At 49.0% G+C, this 16,752-nt stretch carries 13 protein-coding genes; 4 read left to right on the top strand and 9 right to left on the bottom strand.

The genetic code is table 11. From position 1 onward, the window contains the following. The first annotated feature begins 131 nt into the window (after positions 1 to 131). The 3 genes from acsA (at position 132) to GJ688_RS16495 (ending at position 3,709) form a co-directional block, all read left to right on the top strand. A complete protein-coding gene (gene acsA / locus GJ688_RS16505; RefSeq protein ID WP_155477635.1) occupies positions 132 to 1,853 on the top strand; it encodes an acetate--CoA ligase in 1,722 nt (573 codons plus the stop codon). Between the two features lie 143 nt (positions 1,854 to 1,996). Beyond that, positions 1,997 to 3,478 carry an MFS transporter gene (locus GJ688_RS16500; protein WP_235911054.1) on the top strand — a complete coding sequence of 494 codons (1,482 nt, stop codon included), beginning with the start codon at positions 1,997 to 1,999 and terminating at the stop codon, positions 3,476 to 3,478. Between the two features lie 57 nt (positions 3,479 to 3,535). Next, positions 3,536 to 3,709: a hypothetical protein gene (locus GJ688_RS16495; protein ID WP_155477634.1), complete on the top strand. Its 174-nt coding sequence runs from the start codon at positions 3,536 to 3,538 to the stop codon at positions 3,707 to 3,709. A gap of 62 nt (positions 3,710 to 3,771) precedes the next feature. Here GJ688_RS16495 and GJ688_RS16490 read toward each other — a convergent pair whose 3' ends face one another. From GJ688_RS16490 to GJ688_RS16460, 7 genes are all read right to left on the bottom strand, one after another. After that, positions 3,772 to 4,230: a DUF441 domain-containing protein gene (locus GJ688_RS16490; RefSeq protein WP_155477633.1), complete on the bottom strand. Its 459-nt coding sequence runs from the start codon at positions 4,228 to 4,230 to the stop codon at positions 3,772 to 3,774. Between the two features lie 34 nt (positions 4,231 to 4,264). Next, positions 4,265 to 5,071, bottom strand: coding sequence for a 2-phosphosulfolactate phosphatase (locus GJ688_RS16485; RefSeq protein WP_155477632.1), 807 nt, complete (start codon positions 5,069 to 5,071; stop codon positions 4,265 to 4,267). A 32-nt stretch (positions 5,072 to 5,103) separates the two neighbouring features. Then, positions 5,104 to 5,934: a phosphosulfolactate synthase gene (gene comA / locus GJ688_RS16480; protein ID WP_155477631.1), complete on the bottom strand. Its 831-nt coding sequence runs from the start codon at positions 5,932 to 5,934 to the stop codon at positions 5,104 to 5,106. An 84-nt stretch (positions 5,935 to 6,018) separates the two neighbouring features. Continuing rightward, a complete protein-coding gene (locus GJ688_RS16475) occupies positions 6,019 to 6,918 on the bottom strand; it encodes a sensor histidine kinase (protein ID WP_155477630.1) in 900 nt (299 codons plus the stop codon). Continuing rightward, entirely contained in the window at positions 6,893 to 7,357 is a 465-nt protein-coding gene (locus tag GJ688_RS16470) for a hypothetical protein (protein ID WP_155477629.1), read from the bottom strand. Before GJ688_RS16470 ends, GJ688_RS16475 begins: the two co-directional genes overlap by 26 nt. A 153-nt stretch (positions 7,358 to 7,510) precedes the next feature. Beyond that, complete coding sequence (locus GJ688_RS16465; RefSeq protein WP_155477628.1) at positions 7,511 to 12,187, bottom strand: ATP-binding protein; 4,677 nt, start codon at positions 12,185 to 12,187, stop codon at positions 7,511 to 7,513. A 260-nt stretch (positions 12,188 to 12,447) separates the two neighbouring features. Next, the gene (locus tag GJ688_RS16460; protein ID WP_155477627.1) at positions 12,448 to 13,191 is read right to left on the bottom strand and encodes a hypothetical protein; all 744 of its coding nucleotides are present in this window, start codon (positions 13,189 to 13,191) and stop codon (positions 12,448 to 12,450) included. A gap of 246 nt (positions 13,192 to 13,437) precedes the next feature. On the opposite strand from GJ688_RS16460, the gene GJ688_RS16455 reads away from it, so the two are divergent. Continuing rightward, positions 13,438 to 14,082, top strand: a complete 645-nt coding sequence (locus tag GJ688_RS16455; RefSeq protein WP_155477626.1) for an HD domain-containing protein — start codon at positions 13,438 to 13,440, stop codon at positions 14,080 to 14,082. 166 nt (positions 14,083 to 14,248) lie between these two features. Here GJ688_RS16455 and GJ688_RS16450 read toward each other — a convergent pair whose 3' ends face one another. Both GJ688_RS16450 and GJ688_RS16445 read right to left on the bottom strand, forming a co-directional pair. Beyond that, positions 14,249 to 15,667, bottom strand: coding sequence for an ammonia-forming cytochrome c nitrite reductase subunit c552 (locus GJ688_RS16450; RefSeq protein WP_155477625.1), 1,419 nt, complete (start codon positions 15,665 to 15,667; stop codon positions 14,249 to 14,251). Between the two features lie 55 nt (positions 15,668 to 15,722). Continuing rightward, on the bottom strand, positions 15,723 to 16,187 hold the full coding sequence (locus GJ688_RS16445; RefSeq protein ID WP_155477624.1) for a NapC/NirT family cytochrome c: 465 nt from the start codon (positions 16,185 to 16,187) through the stop codon (positions 15,723 to 15,725). Between the last annotated feature and the right edge of the window lie 565 nt (positions 16,188 to 16,752).

The raw sequence follows: 16,752 nt of genomic DNA, 5'->3' as shown, positions 1-16,752 counted from the left end.
AAATACGTAAAATCAGGGTGGCGTTTTAAAAATAAGGACTATACGCCATCCTTTTCTTTTGCTACAATGGTCACCATGAAGACGATATATTCTGAATATTTGAAATTACCTGTTAACAAGGAGGCTTTTGCATGCAGGGTGAGCAAATTCCAGTATTCCCTTTTGATTACAATTTAAAATCTTATGACGAAGCCCGCCAACACTTTTCTTGGGCTGATGTGGAGAAGGAATTCTCCTGGTATCAAACAGGCAAGGTGAATATCGCCTACGAAGCGGTCGACCGGAACGTGCTTGAAAAAGGACTCGGCGAGAAAGTGTGCCTGCACTACTCCGATAATCTGCGTCAAGAGACAGTGACCTACCGTCAAATGATGGAACGCTCTAATCAGTTTGCCAATGTCTTGCGCAAATATGGCATCGGTAAAGGGGAGCGGGTATTCATCTTTATGCCTCGCAGCCCCGAACTGTATTATTCCTTCCTGGGCATCGTCAAAAACGGCGGCATTGCCGGCCCGCTCTTTGAGGCATTCATGGAAGGTGCCGTACGGGACCGCCTGGCCGATGCGGAAGCCGTCGCCATCATCACCACACCGGCGCTGCGCAAGCGAATCCCGAAAGAAGAACTGCCTCACCTGAAACATATCTTCATGGTCGGGAACCCTGAAGGGGGCCTCGGTGAGGGGGAAATCGACTGGTACGCCGAAATGTACCAGGCCTCGTCAGAACTGGAAATCGAATGGGTCGATCGGGAAGACCCCATGCTGCTCTTGTACACATCCGGTTCCACAGGGAAACCGAAAGGCGTTCTCCATGTCCATAACGGCATGATCCAGCACTATCAAACGGGAAAATGGATCCTCGATCTCCATCCCGATGACATCTACTGGTGCACGGCCGATCCCGGTTGGGTCACTGGCATTTCTTACGGGGTATGGGCGCCTTATCTGCTCGGTGTCACCTCAGTCATCCGCGGCGGGCGCTTCCGTCCCGAAGACTGGTACAAGACGATTCAAGACCTTAAGGTCAACGTCTGGTACAGCGCACCGACAGCCTTCCGGATGCTTATGTCGGCAGGCGATGAGATCATCAAGCAATTTGACCTTTCCTCCCTGCGTCATGTTCTCTCCGTCGGTGAGCCTTTGAACCCGGAAGTGGTCCGCTGGGGCATGAAAGTCTTCAACCGGCGCATCCATGACAACTGGTGGATGACCGAAACCGGCGGTCAGATTATCTCCAACTATCCCTGCATGCCCATCAAGCCCGGTTCGATGGGTAAACCCTTTCCCGGCATTGAAGCGGCCATCATCGACGATAAAGGGAACATCCTGCCGCCGTTGCAGATGGGCAACCTAGCCGTCCGCAAAGGTTGGCCCTCGATGATGCGCCAGATTTGGAAAAACCCGCCCAAGTACAACGAATATTTCCGCATCGAAGGCTGGTATGTGTCCGGCGATTCAGCCTACATGGATGAAGACGGCTATTTCTGGTTCCAAGGCCGCATCGATGACGTGATCAACACCTCCGGCGAGCGGGTTGGTCCCTTCGAAGTGGAATCCAAGTTGGTCGAACACTCGGCCATTGCTGAGGCTGGCGTCATCGGCAAGCCGGATCCAATCCGTGGCGAGATCATTAAAGCATTTATCGCCTTACGCGAAGGATATACCTGGTCCGACGAATTACAGAGTGAAATTATCGACTTTGTGAAAAAGGGCTTGGCCGCCCACGCAGCGCCACGGGAGATCGAAGTTCGCGACAAACTGCCCAAAACCCGTTCCGGTAAGATCATGCGCCGTGTTCTCAAAGCCTGGGAACTGGGCTTGCCGACGGGCGATCTCTCGACGATGGAAGACTAATCCGGCATTCTGCTTTACGCCGATTTCATTCCCACCCTGCATCGACCGCCTCGGGCGGTCATTTTTTTTGCCAGCAATCTCCGGTCAACGGTCTGCGAATTGCGGGAAAAACTCATAGGGTAACGAACGCACAGGAGGCCGTTATGGACCGAGACATAAAAGAACGAAACGTGACAGACCGCGAGGAACATCGCCCCATCACAAAAATTCATGCAGTACAGGCTTCCCAGTCCGGCAAAGATACGGAAGCATTTGCCGGCGTTATCCCCACACCGCGACCGAGCGAGACAACCTCGTCCGAATTCGCCGGCACCGAAATCGCCAGTGAGTGGGCCGGCACACTGCCCCCCGCGGCGCTGCAGAGAAATTACAATCGGGAAAAGGCGCAGCAAGGCCAAGAAGCGGCGGGCGGTGCGGCCAATGTCAGCAACTGGGTATTAGCCGTCATCGCCGGAGTCCCTTTGATCATGGTGCTTGGCAACTCCATGTTGATTCCTGCCTTCCCCCAGATTCGGGAAGCCATGGGCATCTCTCAGTTTCAGGTGGGCCTCTTGATCACCTTCTTCTCCATCCCTGCCGGGTTAGCCATTCCTTTTGTCGGTTTTCTTTCCGACCGCATCGGACGCAAAAAGATCATCGTTCCCGCGCTCATCACCTATGGCATTGGCGGCCTCATCTCCGGACTTTCGCCAGTGCTCTTTAACAATTCCTACGCCATCATGCTCACGGGACGAATCGTTCAAGGCCTCGCCGCTGCAGGTACTGCCCCGATCGCCATGGCACTCGTCGGCGATCTTTACCAAAGCCGGGCTCGCAATAAAGCTTTAGGCTTCTTGGAAGCCACGAACGGACTGGGGAAGGTCATCAGTCCCATCTTAGGCTCCCTCTTGGTGCTGCTCATCTGGTGGTCTCTCTTTTTTGTTTACGCCGCTCTCGCCATCCCGGTGGCCCTCGGTCTCGCCCTATTGGTCAAAGAACCGCAAAAAGCTAAAGGGAGCAACCAGAGCTTTTCGGCCTATTTTTCCAGCGTGAGCAGTCTCTTTAAGAAAAAGGCAGCGACACTGCTCATCGCCTTTTTTGGCGGTATGTTGGCCCTCTTCACCTTATTCGGCGTTCTATCCTATTTGTCTGACGCCCTGGAAGCCACCTACAGTCTTCAAGGTGTAAAAAAAGGCCTTGTTCTCGCGATCCCCGTCCTGGCCTCCGCTTCGACGGCCCTGGGAACGGGGTACTTGCTGCAGAAGAAACCAGACTATTTAAAGCTAGCCTTGTTGACCGGTTTCGGTCTCTTTTCGCTAGCGCTGATCCTATCGGCCCTATTTAAAACCATTCCATCTGTCTTGTCCCTCCTAGCTGTTCTCGGTCTCGGTACCGGCCTTGTTTTGCCGAGCTTAAATACCATTGTCACCTCTTCCGCACCGGAGGAGGAACGGGGCGCCATCACCGCCTTCTACGGCGGCGTTCGCTTTATCGGAGTTGCCTTAGGACCCCCGGTCTTTAGTCTGCTGGAGAAAGGCGGCCCCTGGGCTTTGTACGCCCCATGGGCGGTAGCTGGCGCAGCGACATTGCTTCTGGCTTGGGCCTATTTACAGCCGCCAAAAAGTCAAGCCACTGGTGCCGCGTAAGCTTCTACCATTCATCTTCTCTCCCCTGTCGGGAAAGATAGAAGCGGAGGTGAGACCATGCATTACCGATACCGCCGCAGTCCCACCTGTTCCAGCTATCGTCATTCGAAAATGATGCCCTACCTGTTTGCCGGTTGGCTTGGCATCGTCCTCTGGTACTTGAGTCAAGTGAGTATCATGACGGAAGCCATCACAGACATTCGCGACGCACTGCACCGTCGCCGGCGTTAACGTAACGAAGGCCAACCCGTTCCAAACGTTCGGGTTGGCCTTCCCATTCGTTGAATGTTCGCTTAGCGGGTCAACCACGCGTAGATTTGCAAAAACAATGCCGTTAGCCCTCCAGCCATGAGCGGCCCCACCGGAACACCGCCGAAAAGGACGATGCCGATCAGCGATCCCAAGATCATCCCGATGATGATCTGCGGCTCACCGGACAGCAAATCAATGCCCCGCTTGTTTAAGTTCGTAGCGATGACTCCACCGACCAAAGCGATAATCCCCGGAAGGGAGGCAAAGGAACCCAAGACCTCTCTCAGGCCGATTTTTCCGGTGGCAAAGGGGGCCAGCATCGCCAAGGTGAGCATGAGCAGTCCCAAGTCCACGCCATGCTGCTCCACCCATTCAAGTAGACTGCCCCAGCCCAATTGAGAAAGCACGAGAATACTCACCGCTGCCAGAACAGTCAACGGTGAACGGGCAAAAATCCCCAATCCTACGATTACGATTAGCAGCAAAGTCCCCCCATGCAAGAGCCTCTCCCCCTGAGGGTCAGTCTGCTAAATCTTATGCATTACCCAGAGATCCATGCCATGAAATCCCACAACTACCGCTGTTCTCCTTTTGACCGTAGGGGGAATTTCGACCGTACCCAGCTAGGAGACGCACCCGGGAGAGTGTTTGCTGGGGAACGACAGGAAATAGATCTTCTTGCAAGCAAAAGTCCAGGTCATCACCATCCCCTTGAGCCAGCAAACTCTGCCCATGAGCGGTTTGCGCCATGAGGGGGACCAATTGATCTCGGTTTACCTGATACAGTTGGAAGGCCGCAATGGCCAATTCATTCGCGCTCGCCGTACGGCGATCCCAGATATGTCCCATGATCTTCCCCGCAGAGATCACATCTTCCATAGAGAAGTGCCCCTGCGTACCGGCACAAAGCATGACTACCTCTTCCGGCTCTTGCTCCACGATGTATTCAGCCACACGCTGACCGTTGAGCAGCGCACCAAGGACCACAGAGGAGGCGGAATGCGCTTTTTGCAGAGCAACGGTGCCGTTGGTAGTGACCAAAAAAAGAGTCTTACCGGCTACCTTATCGGGCGTAAAACTGCGCGGAGAATTCCCCATAGGAAACCCCGGAATTGGATGCCCCCGTTTCTCTGCACCGAGCAATACGCGATCCGCTTCCCAACTGGTGGACAGCACCTTCGCTTCGTTACAAGTTGCTACCGGGAATACTTGCTGGCAACCGTTGGCGAGAGCCGTCACGATGGTCGATGTGGCCCGCAATGTATCGATAACGACGACAAACTTTCCCTCTAAATCATCTTTACTGACCTGTTGATGTGTCGCTATAACCTCTACATACAACGTCTTTCCCTCCGGTTGTCAAATCAACCGTCTCAACCCACTCGATCATGGGCGATAGCCGCCGAACCGTTTTCGATGACAGGGCGAAGCGTATCGGAGCGCAAGCCACGGCGAAGTGATTCAAGAGCGATCACTTCCGTAACGGGGATGTTGCCCAGATTGACATTGGGACCGAATCGTTGAATCAATATCTGCTGTTGGCCTTTTATGGGCGCTTCCCATATGAGCACATCCGTGGAAGCCAGTGCTCCCGCCAAAATCTCCAAGTCATCTTCACTGACTTCGCCTTTAGCGTCAAAAAGATTGACGTTCTTACCAGATTCCCGGCCTTCAATAATTACATAGGCAGCACCGGAGGCCAGGTCATCCAATACCTGCTGGATCAAATGGCTCAATGCTAGATTCTGAGCAGGATCTTTTTTCCCGACCTCGGTGATGACACGAAATCCTTCATTGAGGGCATGACGAATTAATTGCCGCCGTTCTCGAAGGGATAGGTCGATCGTCCCGTCGGAGATCTCTACCCAACCGATTCCGTAGCCATGAAGCCCTCGAAGAAACTCGTCATAATCCTGCTGCCAGTAGGCGATTTCTCCCAGTGTACCACCCACATAGACTTCCACCCCATAGCGTCGGGCTAGATCGACTTTTTGCTCGAGGATTTCCGGCCGGTACAGCGCGGAAGAACCAAAACCTAACTTGATAAAATCAATGTAATTACCGGCCATCTCCAAGAGGTCGTGAAAAGCCACGAGACCGATTCCCTTGTCAAAAACCATAGTGACTCCTTGGTTACGGGGTTTGTCGTTTCGTAGACCTGTCGGCCAGGCTGTCGTGGGAGACCAGAGCGGTTTTTTTGGCATAAAAACACCTTCCCCGATGCAGAATTCGTTCACTCTAACCTATGAACTCTGCCGAAGAAGGTTTGTGGAAATGTTAGGTTATGCCTAGGACTCATTCGACTGATCGGGGATCCAGACTTGAAAGTGTACCCGATTATCCCCATTCCAGACTCGAAGCGTCCCTTTGCGTTTCTGCACCGTCTTGGAAACCAGAAAAAGACCTACTCCAGAATTTTTTCCGTCTTTTGTCGTGAAACCTTGTTCAAAAATTTTCGTCAGGATTTCCTCCGGGATTTTTCCTCTGTTACTAACCGTAAATCCGGACCCCTTTTCCTTCGCGAAAAAATCAATCTCAATTTTGCGATTCCTCTCGGCAAACTTATGTACTTCCTCCATGGCGTTTTGCAACAGATTCCCTAGAACCGTAACCGTCTCTGACGGCGTAAAGGCCAGATGCCTCAAATCATCATGAATGCTGATTTTAAAATCGATGGATTCACCTAATTCGCTGGTCATTTTGGTGATTAAGATAGCCGCTACATCCATACGTGCCAAATGAGATACGTTCAGGTTGTTCCGGAAGCGAATATTATACCCTTTGATATAATCCAGGGCCATTTCCGGTTTGTTCAGTTGAATGAATCCGGATATAACTTGAAGTTGATTGAGAAACTCATGCTGGTTGATCCGGTACATCTCCACGATTTTATGGGCGCTTTCCAGCTGCCGGGTAGTTTCGATTGCCTCCATCAGGACTTCCTGGATCTTTTTTATTTCTTCTAAAAAATAGAGCACGAATAACAGCAAAGTTAAGATAATGTACGCTCCGTATTTAGATAAATTCAATCGCGATAGATTCTCATTCAGGATGATGCCCTGATTTTTATCAAACCCAAAGACAAAAATGACCATAAACAGCATTACTGCAATGGCTCCAATGGCGTTTTGCATTAATTTTTTTATTTCATCTTTTGACTTTTCAATTTCTTTGATTTTTTCTTGCATAACGCACTCCAATATTAAACAGAATCAATAAAAGAATGATGGCCCATCCGGAGAGTATATCTGTATATATGTTTTCGACGTAATTCGGGTCCTGCCAGAAACGTACGAAGATGGGGTAAAACAAATACTCCGTTACCGAAAGGACTAACAAACCCAACAGGGTAGACAGGAAAGCGGTGCGAATGGTCATGGGGTATACGCGATAGGCAATGAGTGTAGATCCTACAACGGTCGCGAAAATATGAAGCCCAAATCCAAAAGGATCCAGATACCATCGGGATAAAGCAACGATAAGCCCCGTCAGCAAGGCGTACATAGGAAGTCTGCCGAAATTTATCGGTTCGCTCAACACTGTCAATCCGGTAATAAACATAACCGCAGCGTCAAAAACGAGATACCCTAGGTAATACAGGATATATTCACGGATAATGGGATCCACCTTTTTCACTCCCTTTTTCTACACTAAGCATAATGGTTATTCAACCTTCAAACAACTGTTTCTTTCGACAATTTTTTAAGCTTTGTTACTATTTTTAGGGAATTAAGCGATGAAAAAGGGCCGTCCTAAGACAGCCCTGCCCTATTGGAAAGCTTATTCTTTTTCGGGTTCTTCCTTTTGTTGCACCATTTCCAATTCACGAAGTACTTGTTGATATTCGGACTTCCACTTCAGATAGCACTCTTTCGCTGAAACCAACTCAGCGGCTTTGGCCGCATTTTCTAACTGAGCACTTAGTTGTGATAATCGTAAGGCTCCAATATTCGCGCTGCTCGACTTTAAGGCGTGGGCAGCCGCTGAGATTTGGCCTAAACTTCCTTCATCGAACCCATCGCTCAATTGTTTGTCCAGCAGGGAAGACTCTTCCTTATATAGTTCAAGGATATTCTTCAAGAAGTCTGGTTCACTCTCACTGGCAAGTTCTTGGAGGCCCGCCAAGACCTCTCCATCGAGAACCGTCAATACTTTCTCCTTTTCCCCCCGGGGTAATCTGGTAGCTACCATTTCTTCCGGTGATTTCATCGACTCTGTCCTCGGCTCTGTTTCATTTTCCGATGCCCCCTGGTTCATCCCCAATCCTAGCCACCGTTCCAAGATCTTCGTCAATTCTTTCGCTTCTACTGGTTTGCTGATATAGTCATCCATCCCTGCACGCAAACATTTCTCACGGTCTCCCTGCATCACCATAGCCGTCATGGCGATGATGGGGATGTGTTTACCGGAACCTGTTTCTTCTTCCCGAATCATTTCTGTGGTCATAAATCCGTCCATACCCGGCATTTGACAATCCATCAAGACGAGAGCAAAGTCGTTCTCCGCTATCGCATGGATCGCTTCCAACCCGGTATTGACGGGGTAGACATGCAACCCGAGTTTTGTTAATTGAATCGTCGCCAGCTTCCGGTTGACCGGGTTGTCTTCGACGAGGAGTATCGGCCGGTCTACAGGCAATCGTGGTGGTGTTGGAGTTCCTGCTTCATCCGTACGGGACCGATTCTCCGCCATAACCGCTCCCTCGGCAGAGAACGCAAAAGTATTCGCCGCTTCTCCAGCGTAGGGGAAGGTGATATCGAACCAAAACAGAGTTCCTCGCCCCATCTCGCTCTGGAACCCGATGTCCCCACCCATCATCCGGACGAGGCGTTTGGAAATCACCAAGCCCAATCCGGTTCCACCGTATTTGCGAGATGTAGAGCCGTCGACTTGCGTAAAAGGTTCAAACAGGCGTTCTTGCAATTCCTTGGCAATTCCGATTCCCGTATCCTTGATTTCGAAGCGAATCTTGACGGCGTTATTTTCCTGGGACAGTGTTCTTGCCGAAACGGTCACTTCTCCCTGTTCAGTGAATTTAACGGCATTGCTGACGAGATTGAGTAAGATTTGCCTGAGTCGCAAGGGGTCTCCCTGCAGAGGTCTACCGAGTCGATTGTCTACAAGGGCCGTCAAATGAATCTTTTTTTCCTGGGCTTTACTTTGAAGTAATTTTACGACCCTGATGACAATGGATTGAATTTGAAGGGGGACCGATTCCAACTCCATCTTTTCGGCTTCTATTTTCGAAAAGTCGAGGATATCGTTGATCACGGTCAACAGGAGTTCGGTAGACTCGTGAACGATCTGAGCGTATTCTCGCTGTTCTTCGGCTAATGGAGATTCAAGCAGTAATTCCGTCATCCCGATGATTCCGTTCATGGGAGTACGGATTTCATGACTCATCACCGCTAAAAAGTCGCTTTTTGCTTGATTGGCCTTTTCAGCGGTCTGTTTGGCCCGAATGAGTTCTTTCTGGACCTCGGCCCGCTCCCGATCGGAACGTAACGCGTTGATCATGATGCCGCAAGTAGATGTAAACGGCTGTAGAAACTCTACGACTGTTTCATCGTAACCATCGGGGCAATTGGCCAAACCATAACAACCGACCACTTCGTCTCCATAATATACAGGGACACTTACCAATGTTTCAATGGCAGAATGCCCATCGGGCATCGGAACAGGGATAGGTTCGTCCGTTGGATTGATCAGCAACGGATGCCTGCTTTCAATAACCCTTCCGAACAAGCTGTCTAAGTTTCGAACCTCCAGTACCCGGGCACCGTTTGTATCGTATAAAGCCTTTTCTCTATCATCAGTCACATTGATGACAGCATGGTTTTGCAACAGACGATGCCCTTGCTCATCCCAAATCAATTCGGCGATATAGCCCATCTGGCTGCCGGTAAGTTGCAGCAATTCAGAGAGCATATATTCAAAAATTTGTTTTGGCAGAACCGATTCGACAAAACGGGATGCGGCATTATGCAACATGTTTAGGAGACCTTTTTGCTTAACCAATTCCGCTTCGGTCTTTTTGAGATCCGTAATGTCCGACACAAATCCAACTACACCGGCCGGTTTGGAACTTTCCTCTTCATAAAAAGGCTTCGCGTAGTTATAGAAGACCTGCCCGCCAAGGATGGTGATGAATTCAGTAATTTCCCCTTTATAGACCCGCTCTAAAGAAGGCAAGGCCACTTGAGAAAATTCGGGCGGATGCACATCTTCCACGCGCTTTCCCTTCACCACTTCCGTGGTCAACCCAAATTTTTCGGCCATGGCTCCTTCGTTAAAGGTAAGGTAAAAGTGTCCGTCTTGCTGACGAACTGCTTTGAAAACGATGTTCGGCAGCATCTGTATCGTCTTTTTAAACTCATCAGCCAGGCGTAAGCGTTGTTCTTCCGCTTGATTCTGTTCGGTCACATCGATACCCGTGGAGACGATATACTTCACGTGGCCCATGTTATCGTAGAGCGGTGCATTCGACCAGGCGATCATCCGCAATCTGCCCTCTTTGGTGATCCACTGATTCTGATTTTTTCGGAGAAATCGCTCTGAACTCGGATCGGCGAAGGCCTCTTTCAGCAAGGCCGCCGTTTCGGGTTGTAACAAAAATTCCCAAAACGGGCGGCCTTCGACTTCTGCAAAAGTATACCCAGATACCTCTTCACAGGCTCGGCTGAACCGGACAATTTGACCCTGTCGGTCGGTTACCAGGACAAGCGCTCCGGAAGTGTCCAACACAGTCGTAATAAAATCTTTCTCCTGCCGAAACACTTGGTTCGCTTCCGCTAATTCGCTCGTTCGCTCTTCTACCTTCTCTTCTAAGGTTTCGTTGACCCCTTTGATTTCCTGAAACTTCTCCTGTAACGCTTGGGCCATGACTTGATAATTGGAGATCAGTTCATTTAGCTCTTCAATCCGGCTTTTCGGCCAGTCCGTCGATTGTTGAAACATTATTTTATCAGGAAGGCCCCGGGTGACCCCGGCCAATTGGACTACGGGACGGGTCATTTTCCGGCTATACCATGTTCCAATGGCTAATGCACCCAAGGTAAAGATCAGCATGGAGATGAAGTTTCGAATATAGCTCTTCATCAAACGTTCTTGAAAAGGGGCGACCGAGATTTCGACGACGATCTTCCAGGGTAACTGCGGACTAACGGTGTTCTCTCGGAGATAGACGGAATCCCGCCAAATGCTCACAGGCGGCACATCTTGATTTTCTGGTGCCCGTCGCCACATGCCGTCTTTCCATGGCTCTGCAAGCCCTTCTTGGTCGTAATTATAAGTATGTAGGAAGGAAAGGTCTTTTCGGGTGCTTGCCAATACCCGTTTTTGTGGGTCTACCAAGGTAATCTGAACATGGTCATCAGACCCCGTAACAGAAGTAAGCAGATTCTGTTTAAAAAATTCTAGATTGATTTTTCCGACCACCGTCCCTACGGTTTGGCTTTCTTTCATCACAGGGACAGCCATATCAACACCGGGTATCGTTACATCGTTGATATATTCTTCCGTTGTAATCACCGGGTGCCGCGAGGCTCTTACCGGCGCCAGTTCCTCTACAGGGGTACCCGATTCTTTCGATGACTCCCAACCATCCACTTTCCTACCGTTCAAATCATATAAATGTACCGAAAGTACATCCATGCGTAGCGTCTGCATTAAATCTAGAGCATCATCGACTTTACGTACCGGTTTCATATCTGCTTCGGCACCGATACGAGCGATTTTTGACAGCGAATGAAGGGCTTCCTGATAGCGCACATCGAGCCGTTTGCTCGTGTTATTGGCCATATTTGTTAACTGGTTGCCGATTTCATCCTCGATCTTGTTGAACTCGTCCCGACTGTATATGGTCATCATTAATATCGCTGGTATGAGGACAAAGGCGGTCAGCGATATCGCCCAGGACTGTGCTAAAGGAATCTGTCTGTAAGCAGTTACAGGCAAACCTAACCGATGAAAGGGAAAGTACAAGATCAGCAAGCTGGCGATTACCGCGTTGAATATGCCGTTTGTCCCCTGCTTGAGCATAATCAATAGGGTCAACGTTGGGTCAACATTCATGATCCCATGGTAGAAAATCCAGACCAAGGGCATGCCGACGACCAGCCAATAAGCGGTTGTAGCCTCGATGAGACTGTAGTTCCGGCGCCGAATGGAGACACCCACGAGCAATGTTTCTGTTACAATAATGGTCGCTGCATAGGGGTGATTCCAAAGCCACAGGGTGTAGCTGGCTGCGATAGCAGAGGCGGCTACTGCGTACTCCAATCCGTATAACCTCAGCACGACCATCGTTGCGATACTGCCAAAGAGAAAGTCCACACCAAAAAAGAGGTTTAAGCTAAAGTAGTTTCCGATAAAGCCTAAGATCGTTAGAACAAAGAGCAGCGTTAGTTCGGAAAAGGTAAGCTGCCTTAAAGATTTCACTTTGGATGCTATACTCATGCCCGCTCCCCCTTATAGGGCTGCTTTCTATCTGGTATCGGCAAAATACTCTTGTGCAAGTGCATAGATGTTCTTTTCATTGTCAGTCATCGATAATATCCATATTCCGCTGTTTCCTTCTAAATCCTGCTACACTTATATCTGCATTTTATATTTTATGCTTCCTAGAGATCGCACGAAAAAAAGAGGTTCGCTACAATATCTAATGTAGGCATCCCTCTTCCTTTTAATATTTTATCAATTCGTTTTTTTTATCAGGATTACTTTTGCATCGGAAACATGAATACGTTCCCACGGATCCCCTGTAAGGACGCTGGATGGGGTGAATGATATATCCTTCCTTCTTGTTGCCTGCGCTCCTGAACTCCCGCTAAATATTCATCAACATTCTTTTCCCTTAGAAGCGTCATCTGGTCTTCGATATGTTCGAGTAAATCACTGTACCGAAAGTTGGCTGAAGGCAATTCTTTGACGACCTTTTCTAAGATGTTCTTGATGTGTAATTGCTCTTCGTTAGCGAGTATGTTTGCCGAGTCTTCGATCTGCCCTACGTTCAAAAATACTCCCGTAGAAGCCATCTTCAGCTTCAGCAAGTGCCGAATTATCCCGACACGCACACGATCCTCACAAATCCGTACGTTCCCTCTCGAGTCAAAGACGTACTCCATCGTCTTCTGAATAGTGGTATCGGGGGAAGTTTTTCGATGGGACTCCATCATCTGTCGGAACAACACTCCTTCTAAATAGAATTGGACACCCTCCCGTTCCTTGGCCTGGATCATCTCTTCTACGGCTGCTTCCAATTCATCCTCTATGTTTCGTAGTATCGGCTTTTCCCATAGTAATTCTTCCCGAATTCGCATTTTTTCATTTTCAAGCACCGGAATAATCCGTTGGGTACGCTCCTTTATCTCTTCCTCTGACCATGTAAAACCAAATTCCGAGGAAAGCTGAGCGAGATATGTACGGATTCTCTCTTCTCTATCAGGGCTTTTCATGATCATGATTGAATCCTCCCATATGCAAAACTGTTAAATAGTCTTGCCAAAAAAGGGAATGCCTAATAAATCATCGTTCCAAAATGACATACGGTTCGAAAAGCGATGGTAAATCCCGTATAATAATGAGATGGCGGTCTTGATAAATGGGGACGCTATAAAAGACTAAATCATAAAAAGAGCGAAAACACTCTTCGTACCCTGTGATAAATAAATTATCTTCATCCTCTCTTAGAGAAAGGATATCCGAAAATGAATACCGTTGATTTTTTAAAACATGTCTTTTCGAGCGATGCTCCGGGTGCAGCTCTGATCGAAGCTCACCAATCAGGGGAATTGGCCAAAGTCTTTCCTGAACTCGATCGTCTCTTTGGTGTCAAACAGCCGGAGCAATATCACCCGGAAGGTTGTGCCGGGATCCATAGTGCACTGGTGCTTGGAAAAGCTGCTGAGCGCACCGGAGAACCTCGAGTGCTCTGTGCAGCACTGCTTCATGACATTGGCAAGGGGGTTACCGATCCTTCTTTGTGGCCCCGGCATATCGGTCACGAAAGCGAAGGAGCTAAGATGATCCCCGCTCTCGGGGAGAAATATGGCCTACCACAGGATTGGGTCGCGGCCGCTCGATTTGCTGCTCGATACCATATGGCCGCACATACTGCCAAAAAGGCAGGGAAAATTGCTGAAATCATTCTGGGGGCGGCGAAGAACCCCATAGGCGTTGACGGCTTTGCCACAGTGGTCTGGGCAGACCATAATGGACGTGGGAGGGACAATGTGCCCAATGCATTTGCCGATTCCGCCATGGATATCTATCGAACCATCGTCGAGGCATCCAAACATACTCATGAACCCTCTAAGATTGCCCTGGCGGTTGCGAAGATGATCAATGGGTAGGCAAAATATAATCACTGAAGGATGGCAAGGTAATCTTCCTTGCCATCCTTTATTTCTTTATCTAACGATTTGACGTTCATCCGTATAAACCAAAAAAAAGAGACAGCATTACGCCGTCCCACTAAAATGCATCTGATGAGCATTTTTTAGTTCTTATTGTTTTTGGCTATTTCCAACTCATATCGGACGCAGGCATTTTTACACCTTTATCTTTGGGCCATCCCTTGGTACTCAATCGTTCGTTAATATAATCGCTATAGGAAGTCGCTGCAGGAATATCATTGAATTTGCCGGCTTTGGCCGCTGCCATAGTTGCTTGATTCGCCAAATCAATGGCCTTGGATAATGTATTCATGGTAAGCGGTGTGTTGTGGAAGCCCATCGAGTTTTCCGCCGCCACGATGTCCCAATGCCACTGGGCCGACCGATGGAGTTTCCGTGCTTCGGTTAGGTCTGCATCGGTAGCTCCCGCCTGGATCGCCTTCTCAATGGATTTGGCCGCAACCTCGTTCGCGGAACCGGCCTTGTTGAGCATTTCGAAGGTTAAGTCCTGTTTACTGATGACATAGTTGCGCAACGTGTCCATATCTTCCCGGTGGCAAACAGAGCAAGATTGCTGCATCTGTTTGAGGGGAGACGTCCACTGGTGGCTGGATATCTTCTGATTGCCTTCTTTTTCATAGGGCATATGGCAATCTGCGCAAGAAACGCCATTGATCTGGTGAATGGAGCCTTGGTAGGTTTCAAACTCCGGGTGCTGCGCTTTCAACATGGGCGCTCCGGAAAGGGGATGTTTCCAGTCTTGGGGGAACTTGTTTTCTGTTGCGGCTACCTCGTTGTAGTACTGCTCCATTTGATCGGGCGTAAAGCCCTTATCCCAGGGGAAGGTGACTTCGCCCTGACGGGTGGGGTTAAAATAGTATTCCACGTGGCACTGAGCGCACACATATGTACGAAGTTGCTGCTGTGTCGCTTTGGTCACGTCCTCACCTCGACGCTTCATCGCATCGATGAAGGCCGGCTGAACGACACGGAGTTTCATTGTCTGGGGATCATGGCAGTTTGAGCAAGACATACCGTGATTCATGTTTTTTAGATGTTCTTCCACAGGGGTCGAATAGTAGTCGAGGCCCATCTTCTGAATCATACCGGGAACTTCAGCACTCTTACAAGTCATACAGGAGCCGACTTGCTTTTTGCCGTTCGGCAGGCTCGTGACTCGTTTAACCGTAGCCAAATCGCGCATCGTATAGACGTGGCCCCGATCCTCGTTATACTCCAGAGAAAAGGCATATCCGGCAAAAAGCGTTTTCAAATAAGGATACTTTTCAAGGTGGCTGTCTTTTTCCAGGTTGCCGCCATACTTGGTACCTATGGTGCTCATCTCGGCATTTTTCATGAATGAGTCATATTGATGAGGGAAAAGTACGGCAAACTTCTGTATATCTACTTCGTCCGGGGCCAATCCCGTATTAATGGGTCCTAACGTTGACGACGGTTGTTTCCCGCAACCGACGACGGTCATCACCATCAAGGCCACCAGCAGGATCGTCCATCCTGCGAGTATCCACTTTTTCTTGGCCATCCTTGTCTCTCTCCTGTCCTCTAAGATTCATCCTTCTAGGCCTGTAACGAACAGACTAGGGCGGGGTCGGTCGTTCTCTTCCATGCGGTGTGGAACGGTGGCAGTCAAAACAAAACTTGCGATCTGCCTCAGCATCTTGATCCGCCAATCTTGTTTTTTCTACGAGACTGTCATGACATCTCAGACAATTTCGCTGGACCACTTCTTTACTCGATTCGATCATCTTCAAATGTTCTGGGGGTTTAATCACATTCATAAAGGCATGACGGGCACCGGCGGTTGCTTTGGAATAGGTCTTCGCCAGGTAATTGCGCTGATCCGTGTGACAGTCATTGCACCCTGCCACCTCACGGTGGGAGGAGTGTTCCCAAGAAGCCATGTAGTTCTGCATGACATGACAGGATGCGCAAAAGGAAGATTCATGGGTGACCGCATGCATGGTTGCTGTTGCTGCCCCGGCCGCCGCCAGCAAGATAACTACGGAGAGAATGCCGACTTTGATTTTCTTCGATAGTTCCAATGATCACTTCCCTCCCTTCTTCTTTGAAATGTCTGTCGAGGCAAGCCACTTTCTACTATCCTCCTTCCCTTCTATAACACGAGTATAGGAAACAAGGGCTCTGAATAAAGTGATAGAAATCACAAAGTCAAATATAATATTACCGATTCACTAATTTAATGAGGGAACCTAAAACCTTATAATCCATCCGTTAGAATCCGTTGCTGGTTCAGTCACGAAAGTAATTTGAGAACACAAGATACTTGTTTGGATAGTTCGACGTAATTTTCAGAAACCCTTTTTGTTATACCAAAAGAAAGACGCCGCTTATTTGCCGACGTCTTTCCTTCAAAAATCCGAATATACTTGTTGGACCCGCTTATTAACTGTCAACTTTTTTTGAAATAGTTACTCAAGTTTCGCACACAGAAATAGGCAAGTAAACCTTGATATAGTTGGGTAAAGAGCCAATCCATTTCTGGAGTTGACTTTTAATCAAAGCGGCTAATTTCTTGTTGCAGTTTTTAACGACATCATCAATAATCGACCAAAGTTGTTGAAGAGCCACCGCCCATTCCAAATCATT

Origin of the sequence: Heliobacterium mobile (assembly GCF_009720735.1) — a bacterium.
Classification (GTDB): domain Bacteria; phylum Bacillota; class Desulfitobacteriia; order Heliobacteriales; family Heliobacteriaceae; genus Heliobacterium; species Heliobacterium mobile.
This window is presented reverse-complemented; position numbering and strand designations above follow the sequence as displayed.

Bases quoted from the DNA above. Each gene is read 5' to 3' on its own strand.
- acsA (WP_155477635.1), top strand. From the start codon at position 132: ATGCAGGGTGAGCAAATTCCAGTATTCCCTTTTGATTACAATTTAAAA.
- GJ688_RS16500 (WP_235911054.1), top strand. From the start codon at position 1,997: ATGGACCGAGACATAAAAGAACGAAACGTGACAGACCGCGAGGAACAT.
- GJ688_RS16495 (WP_155477634.1), top strand. From the start codon at position 3,536: ATGCATTACCGATACCGCCGCAGTCCCACCTGTTCCAGCTATCGTCAT.
- comA (WP_155477631.1), bottom strand. From the start codon at position 5,934: ATGCCAAAAAAACCGCTCTGGTCTCCCACGACAGCCTGGCCGACAGGT.
- GJ688_RS16475 (WP_155477630.1), bottom strand. From the start codon at position 6,918: ATGCAAGAAAAAATCAAAGAAATTGAAAAGTCAAAAGATGAAATAAAA.
- GJ688_RS16465 (WP_155477628.1), bottom strand. From the start codon at position 12,187: ATGAGTATAGCATCCAAAGTGAAATCTTTAAGGCAGCTTACCTTTTCC.
- GJ688_RS16460 (WP_155477627.1), bottom strand. From the start codon at position 13,191: ATGATCATGAAAAGCCCTGATAGAGAAGAGAGAATCCGTACATATCTC.
- GJ688_RS16455 (WP_155477626.1), top strand. From the start codon at position 13,438: ATGAATACCGTTGATTTTTTAAAACATGTCTTTTCGAGCGATGCTCCG.
- GJ688_RS16450 (WP_155477625.1), bottom strand. From the start codon at position 15,667: ATGGCCAAGAAAAAGTGGATACTCGCAGGATGGACGATCCTGCTGGTG.